General features: G+C 69.0%; 18 protein-coding genes. 15 read left to right on the top strand and 3 right to left on the bottom strand.

Features of this window, described 5'->3' with window-relative positions; all coding sequences use genetic code 11:
- Positions 1–27 precede the first annotated feature (27 nt).
- A complete protein-coding gene (locus FHU39_RS17555) occupies positions 28–669 on the bottom strand; it encodes a WxL domain-containing protein (RefSeq protein ID WP_183322007.1) in 642 nt (213 codons plus the stop codon).
- A gap of 193 nt (positions 670–862) precedes the next feature.
- Complete coding sequence (locus tag FHU39_RS17550) at positions 863–1,429, bottom strand: DinB family protein (RefSeq protein WP_246336698.1); 567 nt, start codon at positions 1,427–1,429, stop codon at positions 863–865.
- A gap of 104 nt (positions 1,430–1,533) precedes the next feature.
- On the opposite strand from FHU39_RS17550, the gene FHU39_RS17545 reads away from it, so the two are divergent.
- The 7 genes from FHU39_RS17545 to FHU39_RS17515 all read left to right on the top strand — a co-directional run bounded on the left by FHU39_RS17545 (position 1,534) and on the right by FHU39_RS17515 (position 8,788).
- Complete coding sequence (locus FHU39_RS17545; protein ID WP_343065972.1) at positions 1,534–2,715, top strand: NAD(P)/FAD-dependent oxidoreductase; 1,182 nt, start codon at positions 1,534–1,536, stop codon at positions 2,713–2,715.
- Positions 2,712–3,119 carry a (2Fe-2S)-binding protein gene (locus FHU39_RS17540; protein WP_183322006.1) on the top strand — a complete coding sequence of 136 codons (408 nt, stop codon included), beginning with the start codon at positions 2,712–2,714 and terminating at the stop codon, positions 3,117–3,119. The genes FHU39_RS17545 and FHU39_RS17540 overlap by 4 nt, the downstream gene beginning before the upstream one ends.
- On the top strand, positions 3,112–4,491 hold the full coding sequence (locus FHU39_RS17535; protein ID WP_183322004.1) for an FAD-dependent oxidoreductase: 1,380 nt from the start codon (positions 3,112–3,114) through the stop codon (positions 4,489–4,491). The genes FHU39_RS17540 and FHU39_RS17535 overlap by 8 nt, the downstream gene beginning before the upstream one ends.
- Before the next feature lie 38 nt (positions 4,492–4,529).
- Positions 4,530–5,450 carry a dihydrodipicolinate synthase family protein gene (locus FHU39_RS17530; RefSeq protein ID WP_183322002.1) on the top strand — a complete coding sequence of 307 codons (921 nt, stop codon included), beginning with the start codon at positions 4,530–4,532 and terminating at the stop codon, positions 5,448–5,450.
- A 21-nt stretch (positions 5,451–5,471) separates the two neighbouring features.
- Entirely contained in the window at positions 5,472–6,473 is a 1,002-nt protein-coding gene (locus tag FHU39_RS17525; RefSeq protein WP_183322000.1) for a proline racemase family protein, read from the top strand.
- 32 nt (positions 6,474–6,505) lie between these two features.
- On the top strand, positions 6,506–7,960 hold the full coding sequence (locus tag FHU39_RS17520; RefSeq protein WP_343065970.1) for an aldehyde dehydrogenase (NADP(+)): 1,455 nt from the start codon (positions 6,506–6,508) through the stop codon (positions 7,958–7,960).
- Positions 7,961–8,107: 147 nt separating this feature from the next.
- Entirely contained in the window at positions 8,108–8,788 is a 681-nt protein-coding gene (locus FHU39_RS17515) for a GntR family transcriptional regulator (protein ID WP_246336697.1), read from the top strand.
- A 57-nt stretch (positions 8,789–8,845) separates the two neighbouring features.
- On the opposite strand, the gene FHU39_RS17510 is transcribed toward FHU39_RS17515, so the two are convergent.
- Positions 8,846–9,508, bottom strand: coding sequence for a TetR/AcrR family transcriptional regulator (locus FHU39_RS17510; protein ID WP_183321996.1), 663 nt, complete (start codon positions 9,506–9,508; stop codon positions 8,846–8,848).
- A gap of 141 nt (positions 9,509–9,649) precedes the next feature.
- Between FHU39_RS17510 and FHU39_RS17505 the strand changes: the two genes are divergently transcribed.
- The 8 genes from FHU39_RS17505 (at position 9,650) to FHU39_RS17470 (ending at position 18,191) form a co-directional block, all read left to right on the top strand.
- Positions 9,650–10,447, top strand: coding sequence for an enoyl-CoA hydratase/isomerase family protein (locus FHU39_RS17505; protein WP_183321994.1), 798 nt, complete (start codon positions 9,650–9,652; stop codon positions 10,445–10,447).
- A gap of 10 nt (positions 10,448–10,457) precedes the next feature.
- The gene (locus FHU39_RS17500) at positions 10,458–11,711 is read left to right on the top strand and encodes an acyl-CoA dehydrogenase family protein (protein WP_183321992.1); all 1,254 of its coding nucleotides are present in this window, start codon (positions 10,458–10,460) and stop codon (positions 11,709–11,711) included.
- Positions 11,712–11,737: 26 nt separating this feature from the next.
- Positions 11,738–12,478, top strand: coding sequence for an SDR family NAD(P)-dependent oxidoreductase (locus FHU39_RS17495; protein WP_183321990.1), 741 nt, complete (start codon positions 11,738–11,740; stop codon positions 12,476–12,478).
- Between the two features lie 9 nt (positions 12,479–12,487).
- Entirely contained in the window at positions 12,488–14,113 is a 1,626-nt protein-coding gene (locus FHU39_RS17490; protein WP_183321988.1) for an AMP-binding protein, read from the top strand.
- Complete coding sequence (locus FHU39_RS17485; protein ID WP_183321986.1) at positions 14,106–14,885, top strand: enoyl-CoA hydratase/isomerase family protein; 780 nt, start codon at positions 14,106–14,108, stop codon at positions 14,883–14,885. The genes FHU39_RS17490 and FHU39_RS17485 overlap by 8 nt, the downstream gene beginning before the upstream one ends.
- A 30-nt stretch (positions 14,886–14,915) precedes the next feature.
- Complete coding sequence (locus tag FHU39_RS17480; RefSeq protein WP_183321984.1) at positions 14,916–16,100, top strand: acyl-CoA dehydrogenase family protein; 1,185 nt, start codon at positions 14,916–14,918, stop codon at positions 16,098–16,100.
- An 18-nt stretch (positions 16,101–16,118) separates the two neighbouring features.
- Positions 16,119–17,300: an acyl-CoA dehydrogenase family protein gene (locus tag FHU39_RS17475; RefSeq protein WP_183321982.1), complete on the top strand. Its 1,182-nt coding sequence runs from the start codon at positions 16,119–16,121 to the stop codon at positions 17,298–17,300.
- 177 nt (positions 17,301–17,477) lie between these two features.
- On the top strand, positions 17,478–18,191 hold the full coding sequence (locus tag FHU39_RS17470; protein WP_183321980.1) for a YcnI family copper-binding membrane protein: 714 nt from the start codon (positions 17,478–17,480) through the stop codon (positions 18,189–18,191).

Genomic DNA, 18,191 nt, shown 5'->3' with positions numbered 1-18,191 from the left:
TGCCACGGGTACGGTGAGCGCCGATCCTTACGGCGCAGAGACAACCGACATCGTGACGGTCGAGGTGTACGCACCGGAGAACACGTTGGAGGGCACGTTCAGCCACCATCCCAGCGGATTCGCGGCTCCGCTGCCACCCAGGACGATCTTGCCCATCCCGGTGTTCGCGGCGGCGTTGTAGAGGGTGACCGCAGGTGGTGCCGTTCCGGCGGTGGTCACTGCGACCGGATAGGTCGTGGAGTTGGTCGGCAGGGTGCAGGTGGACCCGGTGGCGCAGGCCGAGGACGGTGCGGTCGTGGCCGACGCCGAGGTGAGGCTGCCGCTGGCCAGGAAGGTGCCGGTGTTCGGCAGGGTGTGCGTGCCGTTGGTGAAGGTGGTCGCCGACGCGGTCACGTGCCAGCCGGCCGCTGTCCCGGTGGCATCGTTGACCGTCAACTGCTGGTCCGCCGCCTGGGTGTCCACCACGGACTGGTCGGCGCCGGTCGCAGCCGCCGCCCACGTCAGCGACCCGGGCGACACGAGCGACAGGGTGCCACCGGTGACGTTCAACGTGCCGGTCAGTGTGCAGTTCGACCCTGCGGGCACGGCGCTCCCGCAGGTCGCAGCCGATGCGGAGCCGATCGGGCCGGCGCCGGCAACCATGCCGCCCGCCATGCCGAGTGCCGCCAACAGTCCACCGGTCCGGCACACTTTTCGTCCCCGGGAGCGAGTCCCCGGCCTTACCCCTGACGCACTGTCCATCGCGGGCTACCTCCCAATACACCAACAACGCGAATGACGCTGCTTTTTTGCAGCTACTCGCCACGATAGGCAATAAATCACGTCGGGTGTGCTGCGGTGGTCGATCGGCTTGCGAGGGTGCTCACTGCCCGGTGCGGCCGTCGATGCATTCGCGCAGCAGATCTGCGTGGCCGGCGTGCCGCGCATACTCCTCGACCATGTGCACCAGCACGTCCCGGATGCTCGCCTTGTCGTCCTCGTCCTTCGGGAAGCGGAGTTCTTCCCCGAGCCGGTCCTCGCCCAGCGCGTCGAGCCACTGCTCCGCGGAGGCGATCTGCCGCTCCCAGGCGGCGAAAGCGTCGTCCACGCATTCCTGGGTGCCGACGGCGCCGGTGAAGTCGAGGTCCGGCTCGTCCGCGGTCTTGTAGAGCCGCGGCTGATCCCACTGGCCCTGCAGGAACCAGGTGAACCACGCGTGTTCGACGCGGGCGAGGTGCCGGATCAGCCCCAGCAGGCTCAGGTTGCTGGGCGGGACGCTCCGGGCTGCGAGTTGCTCGGGTGTCAGGCCGTCGCACTTGAGCCGCATCGTCAGCCGGTAGTTGCGTAGATACTCCCGGTATGTCGCCAGCTCGCCCTGCGGATTGCCTTGCACCCGTGGGTCGTCCGCGATCGGGAGCCACATGCCGTCATACCCGGTGGAGTTCGTCATGGTGACCAGTCAAGGAGGCCACGGCGAGATCCGCCACTGGTTTCCACCATCGAGTGTCATGTAACATTGCACTGAGCTGAGAGCAGTACCTGCGAGGAGGCCATGTGCACGTCGTGATCGTGGGCGCCGGCATCGTCGGCGCTGCGTGCGCGCGGCGCCTTGTGGCCGATGGCCACGACGTGACGATCGTGGACCGTGCCGGGACCGCAGGCGGCACGTCCGCGTCCGGCGAGGGGAACCTGCTGCTGTCCGACAAGGGGCCAGGCCCCGAGTTGCAGTTGGCACAACTCTCGGCACGGATGTGGAGTCGCACCCCGGCCGCGCTCGCCGAGGAGATCGGTCACGACCCGGCGATCGAGTACGACGCCAAGGGCGGCCTTGTCGTCGCGCTCACCGACGAGGGCGGGCACACGCTCGCCGAGTTCGCGAGCGGGCAGACCGCTGCCGGTGTCGACGCCCGGCGAATCTCCCCGGACGAGGCGCGGAGCCTCGAGCCGTGGCTGACCGAGCAGGTGGCGGGGGCCGTCCACTACCCGCAGGACGCCCAGGTGCAGCCGGTGGCCGCCACACTGGCCTTCCTCGAATCGGCCGGCCGGCGCGGTGCCCGCATCCTGCAGGGCCAGGAGGTGCTCGGGGCCCTGCTCGATGCTTCGGGCGGGTTGCGCGGGGTGCGCACCTCGCACGGCGAACTGCGCGCCGACCGTGTCCTGATCGCGGCCGGCCCGTGGTCGGCGACCGTCGCGGAGCGATTCGGGGTCCACCTCCCGGTGCTGCCGCGTCGTGGGATGGTGCTGGTCACCAGCCGGATGCCGCACCGCGTCTTCCACAAGGTGTATGACGCCGACTACGTCGGAGCGGTGGCGTCCGGTGACGCGGAGCTGCAGGTGTCCAGCGTCCTCGAATCCACCGCCGCCGGAACGGTGTTGATCGGGTCGTCCCGTCAGCGCGTCGGTTTCGACGACACGCTGCAGGTGGACGTGCTGCGCCGGATCGCGGCGCGCGCCATACGACTCTTCCCGTTCCTTGCCGACGTCCCGATGATGCGTGCGTACGGCGGCTTCCGCCCCTACATGCCCGACCACCTGCCGGTCATCGGCCCGGACCCACGGTTGCCCGGGCTCTGGCACGCCACCGGGCACGAGGGCGCGGGCATCGGATTGTCCCTGGGCACAGCGGAACTCGTCGCCGACCTGATGGCCGGCCGGGAGTGCGCGATCGACCCTACGCCTTTCGCGGTGGATCGGCCGAGCCTGCGAGCCCATTTGGAGACGGAGGCGGCCTCATGACGTCGGAGCAACTGTCGATCACGCTGGACGGCACGCGCTACGTCGGCGTCACGGGCCAGACCCTGGCCGGTGTGCTGCTCGGTGCCGGCTGCCGGAGCTGGCGGACGTCGTCGGTGAGCCGGAAGCCCCGCGGCGTCTTCTGCGGGATCGGCGTCTGCTTCGACTGCATCGCGACGGTCAACGATGTCCGCGACGTGCGGCTGTGCCAGCGGCGTGCGGTCGACGGTGACGTGGTGGTGAGCCAGCGGGATGCGTTGCCCGGTCTCGATACGGACCTCCCCCGCTGCGCTCCTCCGGCTCTACTCGACCCGCAGGGTGATGGTGTTCCTCCGGCTCTACTCGACCCGCGGGGTGATGGCGTTCCTCGGGCTCTGCTCGACCCGCAGGGTGGTGCCGATGACTGAGGTGCTGATCATCGGGGCCGGCCCGGGCGGGCTGCACGCGGCACGCAGCGCGCTCGACGCGGGCGCTCAGGTGACTTTGCTCGACTCGCACGACCTGGTCGGCGGCCAGTTCTGGCGGCACCTGCCGCCGGAGCGGGCAGCAGCACACCAGGAACGGCTGCACCATGGCTGGAAGACGTTCCAGCGGCTACGATTTCGGCTGGAAGCCGACCTGCGTTGCCGGATCCTCACCAGCACGGAGGTCTGGGCGATCGAGCCCGGCACTGATGGAGCGGCGGCGCGGGTCCACGCGCTCACCGGACCCTCCGGTGCGCTGCACCGCGAGGAGGTCGTGCTCACCCCGGACCGGCTCGTTCTGGCCACCGGCGCCCACGACCGGGTGCTGCCGTTCCCGGGCTGGGAGCTGCCCGGCGTCTTCAGCGCCGGCGCTGCGCAGGCGCTCGCCAAGGGCGAGCGCGTCGCCGTGGGTGACCGCGTGCTGGTCGCCGGTGCCGGTCCCTTCCTGCTTGCGACCGCAGCCTCGCTCGTCGCAACCGGAGTGACCGTCCTCGGTGTGCACGAGGCTGCGGGTGCCCCTGCACTGCGGCGCGGATGGCTCTCTCGTCCCTGGGAATTGGCACGATCGGGCAGCAAGCTGAAGGAGTTCACCGAGTATGCCGGACTGCACCTGCGGCACCGCATTCCGTACCTCACCGGGAGTGCGGTGATCGCTGCCCAAGGGGACGGCCGGGTCGAGTCGGTGCGCGTCGCCCGGCTCGATGACGAATGGCAACCGATCAGCGGCACCGAGCGCGACATCCCCGTCGACGCGGTTGCGGTCAGCCACGGCTTCACCCCGCGCCTCGAGCTCGCCATCGCCGCAGGTTGCCGGATCACCGCGCACCGGTTCGTCGAGATCGCCGATGACCAACGCACCACCGTCCCCGGTGTGTATGCCGCCGGGGAGCTCACCGGCGTCGGCGGTATGGCGCTGTCCGCCGCCGAAGGCGCCATCGCCGGTTACGCGGCCGCCGGCGGCGCCATACCGGAGCAGTTGCTGAGCGAGCGGGCCCGGCACCGCGCCTTCGCCCTGCGCATCGAGAGGGCGCACGGCATCCGGCCCGGCTGGACCGACTGGCTGACCGACGACACCACGATCTGCCGCTGCGAGGACGTCCCCTACCGCGACCTGGCGCTCGACGACGTGCCGAGCAGGTCGCTGCGCGCCTCCAAACTCGCGACCCGCGCCGGGCTCGGCATCTGCCAGGGACGCACCTGCGGGCGCACCGTCGAGGACCTGCTCGGCCGCGGACCCGGGCTGCTCGGCACCACGACCACCGACCGACGACCCATCGCGGCTCCGGTCCGACTGGGCGAATTCGCCCGTGACTGAACGGCATCCACCAGACCATCCCCGGAAAGGAAAGCACCATGTCCCAGGACAAGTTCGACCTCGGCGGCGTCGTCGTCGCGACCGCCCTCGCCTTCACCGAGGACGCATCGGCACCCGCCGGCCTCGCGGTGGACCACGAGAAGTACGCGGCCCACTGCAAGTGGCTGATCGACAACGGTTGCCGCGGGGTCGGGCCGAACGGGTCACTGGGTGAGTACTCCTCGCTGACCGACGAGGAACGCCGTCAGGTGGTGCGCACGGCCGTCGGTGCGGTCGCCGGGCGCGGTCTGGTGGTCGCCGGCGTGCACGGTGTCGGCTCGCACCAGGCGGTGCACTGGGCGCAGTGCGCGAAGGAGGACGGCGCCGACGGTGTGTTGCTGCTGCCGCCGATCGTCTACCGCGCCAACCGCAGCGAGATCCTCGACCACTACAAGGCGGTCAACGAGGTCGGCCTGCCGATCATGGTCTACAACAACCCGTTGGACACCAAGGTCGACCTGACGCCCGACATCATCGCCGAGCTCGCCCGGTTGGACAACGTGGTCGCCGTCAAGGAGTTCTCCGGCGACGTCCGACGGGTGCTGGAGATCAAGGAGCTGTGTGACATCGACGTGATCGCCGGTGCCGACGACCTGCTCTTCGAGTCGCTCGTCGCCGGGGCGGTCGGCTGGTTCGCGGGCTATCCCAACGCCTTCCCGCGCGAGGCCGTCGAGCTCTACGACCTGATCACGAGCGGCCAGATCGACGAGGCCCGTACGCTGTACGAGCACCTGGTGCCGATCTTCCGATGGGACTCGCGCACCGAGTTCGTCCAGGCGATCAAGCTGTCGATCGACGTCGCCGGCGAGAGCTACGGCGGCCCGACCCGCCCGCCGCGCGGTCCACTGTCGGCCGAGCAGGCGCAGATCGTGCGCCGGGACACCCAGCGGGCGCTCGACTACTGCGCCGGCCGCAACTAGCAACGTCAGGAGGCCTCGCTCATGCGAACCAGCAGGATCATCAGTGCTGTCGACTCGCACACCGAAGGTATGCCGACCCGCGTCGTCACCGGCGGACTCGGGGTCTTTCCGGGCGCGACGATGAACGACAAGCGGCTCGGCTTTATCGCCGAGCACGACGACCTGCGCCGGCTGCTGATGACCGAGCCGCGCGGTCACAACGCGATGAGCGGCGCCATCCTGCAACCACCGACCCGGCCGGACGCCGACTGGGGTGTCATCTACATCGAGGTGTCCGGCTGCCTGCCGATGTGCGGACACGGAACCATCGGAGTGGCAACGGTGCTCGTCGAGACCGGCATGGTCGAGGTCGTAGAGCCGGTCACCACCATCCGGCTGGACACGCCCGCCGGCCTGGTCACCGCCCGCGTCGCCGTGACCGACGGACACGCCGACTCGGTGACGATCGAGAACGTCCCCAGCTACACCGACCGGCTCGACCGGACCATCGAGGTGCCGGGCCTCGGGGAGGTCCCGTACAGCCTGGCGTTCGGCGGCAACTTCTATGCGATGGTCGACCTGGACTCCGTCGGGTTACCGTTCGACCGCTCCCGCAAGGACGACATCCTGCGTGCCGGCCTGGCGATCATGGACCGGATCAACGCGGAGGCGCCACCGGTGCACCCGACCATCGACGGCGTGAACCACTGCCATCACGTCGAATTCATCGCACCGGGATCCACCGCCCAGCACTCGCGGCACGCCATGGCCATCCATCCGGGCTGGTTCGACCGGTCACCGTGCGGCACCGGCACCTCGGCGCGGATGGCGGAGCTGTGGTCTCGAGGCCAGCTGCCGCTGAACACCGACTTCGTGAACGAGTCGTTCATAGGCAGTCGTTTCGTGGGCCGCCTCGTGCGGGAGACTGAGATCGGCGGCCGGCCGGCCGTCATACCCACCATCACCGGGCGGGCCTGGGTGACCGGCATCGGGCAGTACCTGCTCGACCCCACCGACCCATTCCCATCCGGTTTCGAATTCTGAGCGGCATCAGCCTGTTTGACGAAAGGAGCGCGGTGAGCACCACGGACATCGAGGACATCGCACGACGCACGCAGGAGGCTCACGCGGTCTTCTCCAGGACGGCGCCGGAGGCACGCGCCCGCGCGCTGACCGCGGTGGCGGACGCCCTGGAAGCAGACGGGGAGGTGGTCGCGATCGCCCAGGCCGAGACCGGCCTCACCGAGGCCCGCCTGGCCGGCGAGATCAAGCGCACGGCATACCAGCTGTGGGCGTTCGCCGAAACGGTTCGCGACGGGGAGTACCTGGACGCGCGCATCGACACCGCCGACCCGGACTTCCCGCTCGGCCCGCGCCCGGATGTCCGGCGCTGCCTGCTGCCGGCCGGCCCGGTGCTCAACTTCGCGGCCAGCAACTTCCCGTTCGCGTTCTCGGTGCTCGGTGGTGACACGGCCGCGGCGCTGGCCGCCGGCTGCGCCGTCGTCGTCAAGGCGCACCCCGGCCATCCCCAGTTGTCCGATCGGTGCGCCGCACTGGCGTCGCGCGCGTTGACCGGGGCCGGCATGCCGCCTGACACCCTGCAGTTGGTCCACGGGCAGGACGAGGGCGTCGACCTGCTGCGGCACCCCGCGATCCGGGTCGCAACCTTCACCGGCTCGGTCCGCGGCGGTCGGGCGCTCGCCGACATCGCCGCCGCCCGCCCCGATCCGATCCCGTTCTTCGGGGAGCTGGGCAGCCTCAACCCGGTCGTCGTCACCCCGGCCGCGCTGCGCGAGCGGGCCGACGACATCGTCAGCGGCTACGTGACCAGCGTGAGCGGCTCGGCCGGTCAGCTGTGCACCAAACCCGGCTTCCTCTTCGTACCGGCGGGCCACGGTCTGGACGACGCGCTGCGTGGCGCCGCGGAACGGGTCGCCGAGCACCGACTGCTCAACCCCTCCATCTCGCAGGGCTACCAGCAACGCCGCACCCAGGTGCTGGATGCCGCGGCCACAGTGGTGGCCGAGGGTGCGGTGCGGGTCGATGAGAACGACAACGCCTGGGCCACACCGACATTGGTGCGTGTCACGCTCGACGAGCTGATCGCGCACCGTGACGAACTGCTCGAGGAATCGTTCGGACCCCTCTCCGTGGTGGTGGAGTATGACGAACTCGGCGCTCTTGTCCCCCGGCTGGCGGAGCTGTTCCCCGGCAACCTCACCGCGACCGTGCACTGCGCGTCCGACGAGGTGTCCGACCCGCAGATCGCGCAGTTGGTGCAGCTGTTCGCCCAGCACGCCGGACGGGTGCTGATCGGCGGCTGGCCGACCGGCGTCGCCGTCACGGCCGCGATGCAGCACGGCGGGCCGTGGCCGTCGACCACCAACGACACCAACACCTCCGTCGGCAGCGCCGCGATCACCCGGCTGCTACGCCCGGTCGCGTTCCAGTCGGCGCCGCAGGAGTTGCTGCCGGAGCCGCTGCGCGACGACAACCCCTGGGGCGTGCCGCAGCGGCGCGATCTGCCCTGATGCGCCGCTGCCGCCGAGAGGACACCCAACACACTCAGGGGATACCGAATTCCCGGAGAACCGGGTCGTCGTTCGTGTCCGGTCGAGGTGTTTCGTGTCCGCTCGGCGATGGGGGCCGCGCCGCGACCGATACCTACGATGTGTGACATGTCAGAGCACGTGCAGCCGCTGCAGAAGGGCCTGCTCCGCGAGGACGTCACCAACGCCCTGCGCGCCGCGATCATCAGCGGCGAGCTGCTGCCCGGCGTGCTCTACTCCGCGCCGTCGCTCGCCGAGCGCTTCGGGGTCTCGGCCACGCCGGTGCGTGAGGCGATGCTCGATCTGGCCCGCGAGGGCCTCGTGGTCACGGTGCGCAACAAGGGCTACCGCGTCACCGAGATCGGCGACGAGCAGCTGGACGAGATCACCGAGCTGCGGCTGCTCGTCGAGCCGCCGCTCGTGGCTCGCGCGGCCGGGCGGGTGCCCGAGGCCGACTTTCCGGAGCTGCGACGCATGGCCGACGCCATCGTCCGCGGCGCCGAGCGCAGCGACCTCATCGACTACACCGAGAGCGACCGGATCTTCCACCTGCGGTTGCTGGAGTATGCCGGCAACCGGCGCGCGACCGGGCTCATCTCCGAATTACGCGCGCACACAAGGCTTTACGGCCTGACAGCGATCATCGAGGATGGGCAACTCGTCGAGAGCGCGGCTGAACACCACGCGATCCTGGACGCCATTGAGCAGCGGGACAAGCGCCTGGTGACGCGGCTGATGAAGCGGCACATCGCCCAGACCCGCGGCCGCTGGGCCGGGCGCGCGCCCGCTGACGCTCAGAACGGCGAATGACGGCGCAATCTCGGGGTCAGCGGGCGTTTCGAGCGTCAATCGGCGAGCCGCGCCCGGTCAGTGGAGCAGGTCGGCGTACCGCGACCGGTGCTTGGGAGCAACGATGCCGCGCAGCGCGAGCGCCAGCTGCGAGGAGATGTAGGACTCCAGGTCCCGCGTCTTGGTGAAGTACCACGACTTCAGCGCCCACGCGTGCGCCATCAGGATCAGGTCGTAGGCGACCAGTTCGGCGTCGTCGGTGACCAGCAGCCCCTCGGAGACCCCGTCCCGCAGGCTGCCCATCAGCGGCTGCGCGGTCTCCAGCTCCAAGTCCTTGATCCGCTCCCGGCGCTCGGCGTCCAGCGACTTGGACTCGCGGTAGGTCAACAACGTGGAGTGCCGGTGACTGTCGATGACCGTGCAGTATGCCGTGAAGGTGGCCGCCAGGCGGCGCACCGGGTCCTGCGGGGCGTCCTCGAGCGCGGCCGGTAACGCAGTGGCCAGGGCGTCCAGTACGTCGACGATGACGGCATACAGGACGTCCTCCTTGCTGCCGAAGTAGCGGTAGATCAGCCCGACGCTGACCCCTGCCTCGGTGGCCAGCGCCTGCATCGAAACCGCCTCTGAGCCTTCACGTTCCATCAATGTGGCGGCAGCGTCGAGCAGCTGCCGCGAGCGGTGCTCGACCAGCGCCCGCCGCGCTGCCTGCTGCGGGTGGTCGATCGACTCGGTCTGTGTCATGGAGGTCCTCCCAGCGGTGAATCGAAATTCATTCTAGGGCAGAACGTCGCGCGAACCTGTTGACAGGGCACCGGAGTGAATATAGATTCATTCGTGTTGAACCAATATTCATTCACCCCTCAGACCGGAGCTGATGACGCCGTGGACTTCCAGAACTATGAGCAGTTGACCTTCGCCCGGCACGACAACGGTGTCCTGCTGATCACTATGAACCGACCGGAGAAGTACAACGCGACCGACGAGCAGATGCACGGTGAGATCGCGCGCGTCTTCCGCGACGTGTCCGACGACCCGGAGACGCGGGTCGCCGTCATCACCGGTGCGGGCAAGGCGTTCAGCGCCGGTGGCGACCTCGCGATGGTGGAGCGGATGGCCGGCAACCACGAGCGCGTCGACCACATGCTGCGCGAGATGAGCGACATGGTCTACAACATCGTCAACTGCGAGAAGCCGATCGTCGCCGCGATCAACGGCGTCTCGGTCGGTGCCGGCACCGTTGTCGGGATCCTGTCGGACATCTCGATCATGGCCGAGGACGCCAAGCTCGGCGACGGTCACGTCAAACTCGGCGTCGCCGCCGGCGACCACGCCGCGATCATCTGGCCGCTGCTGTGCGGCATGGCCAAGGCCCGCTACTACCTGATGACCGGCGACATGCTCACCGGGGCGGAGGCGGAGCGGATCGGCCTGATCAGCAAGGCGGTTCCGCGGGACGAGGTCCTCGACGAGGCGATGCGCGTCGCCCAGGTGATGGCCACCGGTGCGCAGCAGGCGATCCGGCTCACCAAGCGGACGCTGAACAGCTGGGTCCGTCAGGCCGCGCCGATCTTCGACCAGTCCGCCGCCTACGAGATGCTCTGCTTCATGGCGCCCGACGTGGTCGAGGGCTACACGGCACTGCGCGAGAAGCGCGCCCCCGCCTTCCCGTCGGCAAGCTGAGGCGAGACCGATGCACTACGGCTTCGACGAGGTCGAGGAGACCTTCGCGGGTGAGATCGGCCGGTGGGCCCAGAAGGTCCTCGCGCCGCACTACCAGTCCGACGACAAGGCAGCGACCTTCCGTCGCCAGCAGGCGCTCGACATGGCGCAGATGGGGCTCACCAGCCTGCGGATCCCCGAGGAGTATGGCGGGCAGGACGCCTCCGCCGTCATCGCGGGCATCGCCGCCGAGCAGGTCGGCCGGGCCGATTTCAACGCCGGGTATCTCATCATCAACACGGCGCTGATCAGCGACATCCTGGTCCGCAACTGCACCGACGAGCAGAAACAGGCGTGGTTGCCCGGCATCGCCGACGGCACCACCGTTCCGTGCATCATGATCACCGAGCCGGGCGCCGGCACCGACGCAGCGGCGTTGGCGCTCAAGGCGACCCCGGACACCTCGACAAGCTCGGCGAACGCCGGGGGGACAAGCTCGGCGAACGCCGGGGGGACAAGCTCGGCGACCGCGACAAGCTCGGCGAACTCCGGGGGGACAAGCTCGGCGGACACGGGTTGGCGGCTGGACGGCGAGAAGACCTCCATCACCCTTGGTATGGCGGCCGACCACGCCGTCGTGCTGGCCCGCACCGGCGGCCCCGGTGCACGCGGCGTCAGCGCGTTCTGGGTCGACCTGTCCGACCCGGGCATCACCCGATCGGCGTTCGACGATCTGGGCAGCCGGGCCATCGGCAGGGCATCGATCCACTTCGACGGCGTGCGGGTCGGTCCCGACGACCTCATCGGTGCCGAGGGCGCCGGATTCGTCTCGGTCATGCAGGGTTTCGACTACTCGCGAGCGATCATCGGTCTGCTGTGCCTGGGCGCCGCCGAGGAGTCGCTGGATGAGGCGGCCCAGTGGGCGCGCGACCGCAAGGCGTTCGATCGGCCGATCGGCACCTACCAGGGCGTGTCGTTCCCGCTGGCCGAATGCGCGACCTACATCACGGGTGCGAAACACGTGTGTTACGAGTCGCTTTGGCGCAATGACAACGGATTGGAGCACAACGCCGAAGCGGCGATGGCGAAGTTCTGGGCGCCGAAGCTGGCAGTTGACGTCATACATCAGTGCCTGCTGACCCTCGGACACGTCGGCTATTCGACCGAGCACAAGGTCGGGCAGCGTCTGCGTGACGTCATCGGGCTGGAGATCGGCGACGGCACCGCGCAGGTCTCGAAGCTCGTCATCTCCCGAAATCTGCTGGGCCGCGAATACGCGCCCTGACTCACCCGTTCGGACAAGGAGCAACCATGGGAAAGCTGGACGACAAGATCGCGTTCGTCACCGGTGCCGGTCAGGGCATCGGCGCGGGCATCGCCACCAAACTCGCCGCGGAGGGCGCGAGCGTGATCGTCACCGACCTCAACGGCGACACCGCGGCACAGACCGCTGCCGGTCTCGGCAACGACTCGATCGGGTTACAGGTCGACGTGACGGATCGTGAATCCGTCCGTGCCGCAGCCAATCACGTCATCGACAAGTTCGGACGCATCGACGTGTTGGTCAACAACGCCGGCTGGGACAAGGTGGAGCCGTTCCTCGACTCCGAGCCGGACACCTGGGACCGGGTGATGGCGATCAACCTCTACGGCGTCTTCAACACCTGCAAGACGATCCTGCCGCTCATGGTCGAGCGCGAGTCCGGCTCGGTCGTCAACCTCGGGTCCGATGCCGGGCGCGTCGGGTCGACCGGGGAAGCCGTCTACTCCGCGGCCAAGGGCGGTGTCATCTCCTTCAGCAAGACACTGGCCCGAGAGCTGGCTCGCGCGTCCATCAACGTCAACTGCGTCTGCCCGGGCCCGACCGACACACCGCTGTTCGCGTCGATCGGCGGCGAGAAGCTGCGCGGTGCGCTGCAGAAGGCCATCCCGATGCGCCGGCTGGGCCGCCCGGAGGACCTGGCCAACCTCGTCGCATTCCTCGCCTCCGACGAGGCGGCATTCATCACCGGACAGACCGTCAGCGTCAGCGGCGGCCTCACGATGAGCTGAGGAACAGCCATGTTCGAGACCCTGCTCGACGACGAGCGCATCGCCCGGGAGACCGGTGCGGGCTACTGGACCGGCCGGTTGATCACCGACTTCCTGGACGACTATGCGCAGCGCACCCCCGACAAGATCGCCTTCGTCGACGCCCACCGGGAGATCACGTTCGCACAGTTGCGGGTCGAGGTGGATCGGCTGGCCGCCGGATTCCTCGAGCACGGCATCCGCTCCGGCGACGTCGTCGCGTTCCAACTGCCGAACTGCATCGAATGGATCGTGATCCATTACGCGTTGACGCGGATCGGCGCGATCAGCACGCCGCTCATCCCGATCTACCGGGAGCGTGAGGTCGGCTTCATGGTCGGGCTCGCGAAGGCGGCGATGATCATCGTCCCCAAGGGGTTCCGCGGATACGACTACCCCGCGATGATCGAGCGGCTGCGTCCGCAATGGGGGCACGACCCACAGGTCGTCGTTGTCGGAGAGCAGTCCTGGGACGATCTCGCCGGTGCCGGGCAGCCGGACGCGGACGCGCTCACGCAGCACCGTCCCGACGCCGACGAGGTGACCCTGCTGATCTTCACCTCCGGCACCACCGGCGAACCCAAGGGCGTGATGCACACGCACAACACCATGTGCGCCGCGAACGCGCCGTTGCCGCAGCGGCTCGGGATCACCTCCGACAGCGTCATCCACATGGCGTCGACGCTGGCGCACCTGACGGGTTTCCTCTACGGCGCCCGCCTCAACGTCCAGAACGGTGCCACGTGTGTGCTCCAGGACGTCTGGGATTCCTCGCGATTCGTCGAGCTCGTCGAGCAGTACGGCATCACCTACACTTCGGCCGCGACGCCGTTCCTGCACGACCTGCTGACCGCTCCCAACCTGGCCGAGCACGACACCAGCTCACTGGTGCGGTTCTGCTGCATGGGTGCTCCGATTCCGCGCGTGATGGTGCGGCAGGCCAAGGACGAGCTGCCGCAGCTGTCGGTGCTCGGCGGTTGGGGACAGACCGAGGAGGGCCTGGTGACGCTCGGCATACCGGGCGATCCCGAGGACAAGATCATCGAAACCGACGGGTACCCCTGGCCGGGCATGGAGATCCGTGCGGTCGACCCGGCCACCGGTGAGCCGCTGCCGCCGAACGCCGAGGGCGCCCTGCAGGTCCGTGGCCCGTTCCTCTTCGTCGGGTATGCCGAGCGCCTCGGGCTGACCCGGCAGCAGATGCGTCCGGCCGACGACGGGAAGGGCGACTGGTTCGACACCGGCGACCTGGCGTACGTCGACGAGGACGGTTACCTGCGCATCTCCGGACGCACGAAGGACGTCATCATCCGCGGCGGCGAGAACATCCCGGTCGTGTATGTCGAGAACGTCCTCTACGAGCACCCGGACCTGGATCTGGTTGCGCTGGTGGCGATCCCGGACGATCGGCTGCAGGAGCGTGCGTGCGCGTGTGTGGTGATGCGCGACGGTGCCGAGGAGATCACCCTCACCGGCATGCAGGAGTTCCTCGCCGCCAAGGGCGTTGCCAAGCAGTACTGGCCGGAGAAGCTCATCGTGCTCGACGACTTCCCCAAGACGCCGAGCGGCAAGATCCAGAAGTTCCAGCTGCGCGCCACGGCGGCGGACGATGAGTGACTTCGACACCCTCGAGCTGGAGGTCGACGACCGCATCGCGCTCGTGCGGATCAACCGTCCCGAGGTGCGCAACGCGATCAACGCCCAGGTCCAGGCCGACCTGCGGGCGGTCCTGGGCCGGCTGCGCGAGGACGACTCGGTCGGGGTCGTGGTCCTGACCGGTGCGGGTGACAAGGCGTTCGCGGCCGGTGCGGACATCGGTCAGCTGCGCGGCTACGACCTGCACACGGGCCTCGCGGCACAGATGCAGCGGCTCTATGACGAGGTCGAGGCGTTCGAGAAGCCGACGATCGCCGCGGTCGGCGGTTATGCGCTCGGTGGCGGGTGCGAGCTGGCCATGGCGTGCGACATCCGGATCGCCTCCGACGACGCCCGGATCAGGCTGCCGGAGACGACGTTGTCGGTGCTGCCCGGCGCGGGCGGCACCCAGCGGATGGCACGGCTGGTCGGCGTCGGCCGGGCGATCGAGCTGATCCTCACCGGCCGGATGATGACGGCCGACGAGGCGCTGCGGGCCGGCTGGGCCACCGATGTCGTGCCGCGCGCGGAGTTGCTCGACCGGGCGCGTCATACCGCCGGGCAGATCCTGGCCAAGGGGCCGCTCGCGGTGCGACTGGCGAAGCTGGTCGTGCGCAGCGGCCTGGACGCCGACCAGCGGACCGGGCTGGTGATCGAGCAGCTCGCACAGTCGCTGCTCTACACGACCGAAGACAAGACCGAAGGCGCGGAAGCCTTTCTGGGCAAACGCGATCCGCAGTGGCGCGGCCGCTGACCTGCCGCCGCCCGACCGAAAGGCTGACCCATGGATTTCACACTGACCGAGGAGCAACGCTCCTTCCGCCAGGTTGCCCGCGACTTCCTCGACGCCGAGGTGGTGCCGCACCGCGCCGAGTGGGACCGGCGCGAGTCGGTGGACACCGCGATCATCCCCAAGCTCGGTGAGCTCGGCTTCTTCGGGCTGACCATCCCCGAGGAGTACGGCGGTCTCGGCGGCGACTACATCACCTACTGCATCGGAATGGAGGAGCTGGGCCGCGCCGACTCCGCGGTCCGCGGCATCGTCTCGGTGTCGATGGGGCTGTTCGGCAAGATCGTGCTGTCGCACGGCACCGAGGAGCAGAAGCAGCGCTGGCTGCCGGGTATCGCGAGCGGCCAACTGCTCGGCTGCTTCGGGCTCACCGAGCCGGACAACGGCTCGGACCCGGCGCACCTGAAGACCCGGGCCGTGCGGCGCACCTCGACAGGCTCGGCGGGCTCGGGCTCGGCGGACGCCGGCTGGGTGATCAACGGCAGCAAGATCTTCATCACCAACGGGACGTGGGCCGACGTGTGCGTCGTGTTCGCGCGCACCGGTGACGCCGGCGCCAAGGGGATCTCCGCGTTCCTGGTGCCGACCGACACCCCCGGCTTCGAGCGCACCGAGATCCACGGCAAGCTCGGTCTGCGCGGCCAGGCAACGGCCGAGCTGACCTTCACCGACGTGGAGGTCCCGGCCGACGCGATGCTCGGCGAGGAAGGTGACGGGTTCTCGATCGCGATGCATTCGCTGGACAAGGGCCGGGTCTCGGTCGGCGCCGGCTGCGTCGGCATCATCCAGGGCTGCCTGGAAGCTGCCGTCGAATACAGCACGCAGCGCAAGCAGTTCGGGCGGCAGATCGCGTCATACCAGCTCGTGCAGGACATGATCGCCGAGATCAGCACCGACTGCGACGCGGCACGCATGCTCACCTGGCGGGCCGCCGACCTGATCGAGCGCGGCCAGCAGTATGGCGTCGAGGCATCCAAGGCGAAGCTCTTCGCGTCCGAGGCGGCCGTCAGGGCGGCCAACCTCGCCGTCCAGGTCTTCGGCGGCTACGGCTACATCGACGAATATCCGGTGCAGAAGTACCTCCGGGACGCTCGGGTGATGACACTCTACCAAGGAACCAGTCAGATCCAGAAGCTGCTCATCGGGCGGGCCGAGACCGGCGTCTCTGCCTTCCTGTGACGAAGAACCGAGGAAGCCATGACCCAGACACCACTGGAACTGTTCGCCACCGACACCCTGATCGGTGAGGACGACCGCGAGCTGCGCGACGCGGTGCGGACCTTCGTCGAGGCGCAGATCAAGCCGCACATCGCCGACTGGTACGAGACCGGCGACATTCCGGGCCGCGAACTCGCGCGCCAGCTGGGCGAACTCGGCGTGCTCGGCATGCACCTGGAGGGTTACGGGTGCGCCGGCACGTCGGCGACGGCATACGGGCTGGCCTGTATGGAGCTGGAGGCGGCCGACTCCGGGCTGCGCTCGCTGGTCTCGGTGCAGGGGTCCCTCGCGATGTTCGCGATCCACCACTGGGGCAGCGAGGAGCAGAAGAACGAGTGGCTCCCGCGGATGGCCGCCGGTGAGGCGATCGGCTGCTTCGGGCTGACCGAGCCCGACTTCGGGTCCAACCCGGCCGGGATGCGCACCCGGGCCCGCCGCGATGGCGACGACTGGGTGCTGACCGGCAACAAGATGTGGATCACCAACGGCTCGATCGCCGACGTCGCCGTCGTCTGGGCGCAGACCGACGAAGCCGAGAACGGCCGTGGCATCAGAGGTTTCGTGGTGCCGACCGACACACCCGGGTTCTCCGCACCGAAGATCCAGCACAAGGTCTCGCTGCGCGCATCGGTGACCAGTGAGCTGGTGCTGGACGAGGTGCGGCTGCCCGAATCGGCGGTGTTCCCGGAGATCCGCGGGCTGCGCGGGCCGCTGTCCTGCCTGGACGAGGCGCGTTTCGGGATCGTCTTCGGTGTCCTCGGCGCTGCCCGGGACTGCCTGGAGACGACGATCGCGTATGCCGCGGACCGGCAGATCTTCGACAAGGCGCTGTCGTCATACCAACTCACCCAGGCCAAGCTCGCCGACATGACGCTCGAGCTCGGCAAGGGCATGCTCCTCGCGTTGCAGCTCGGCTGGCTGAAGGACGAGGGAACGCTGAAGGCACAACAGGTTTCGCTCGGCAAGCTCAACAACGTGCGCGAAGCGATCGCGATCGCCCGCGAGTGCCGCACCATCCTCGGCGCCGCCGGCATCACCCTGGAGTTCCCGGTCATGCGGCACGCCAACAACCTGGAGTCGGTGCTGACCTACGAGGGCACCAGCGAGGTGCACCAGCTGATCATCGGGCAGACGCTGACCGGCGAGTCGGCCTTCCGCTGACGGCGACGGTCGACTCGCCCTCACTCCTGTGCCCGCGACTCTGACGGCCGGATTCACGAATGACGGCCGAATTCGGCCGTCAGCGGTGAATCGGACCGTCAGAGTCGACTCCGGCGGCTGTCCCGGGCGCACGGGCTGCCAGGAAGCGCCAATACTACGTACCGTAGTGTTTGCCCCATGAGTCGTAATCGACTATCCCTCGTGCGTCGTGGCGCCGCCGTGGCCGCCGTCACCGGCCTGCTGCTGGCGGTCCCGGTCGCCGCGCAGGCCCACGTGACGGTCAACCCGAACACCGCGGTGGCCGGGTCCTACGCCACGCTGGTCTTCAAGGTGCCGACCGAGAAGGCGGACGCCTCCACGACCAAGCTCGAGGTCGACCTGCCGACCGATCACCCGTTCACCGCGGTGTCCTACCAGCCGGTCGCCGGCTGGACGGCGAAGGTCACCACGTCGAAGTTGGCGAAGCCGGTCAAGACCGAGGACGGCACCGTCACCGAGGCCCCGACCAAGATCGTCTGGACGGCGTCGAAGGGCGCCGAGATCGAACCCGGCCAGTTCCAGCAGTTCCCCGTGTCGGTCGGGGTCGTCCCCGACGTCCCATCGGTGAGTTTCAAGGCGATCCAGACCTATTCGGACGGCTCGGTCGTCAAGTGGGTGCAGCCGACCAAGGCTGGCCAGCCCGAGCCGGAGCACCCGGCGCCGGTGCTGACCATCGGCGCCGCCGCCCCCACGTCCGCTGCTGCGAACGACGCACCCTCGGTCGCCGCGGCACCGCAGCCGTCGAACGACAGCGATTCCAGCAGCGGGATCTGGTTCGGCGTCGGTGGCATCGCGGTGGGCGTGGTCGCGCTGCTGGTCGCGTTGTATGCCGTCACCCGGCGGACCCGGTGA

The organism is Flexivirga oryzae, from assembly GCF_014190805.1.
In the GTDB taxonomy this organism is placed as follows: domain Bacteria; phylum Actinomycetota; class Actinomycetes; order Actinomycetales; family Dermatophilaceae; genus Flexivirga; species Flexivirga oryzae.
This window is presented reverse-complemented; position numbering and strand designations above follow the sequence as displayed.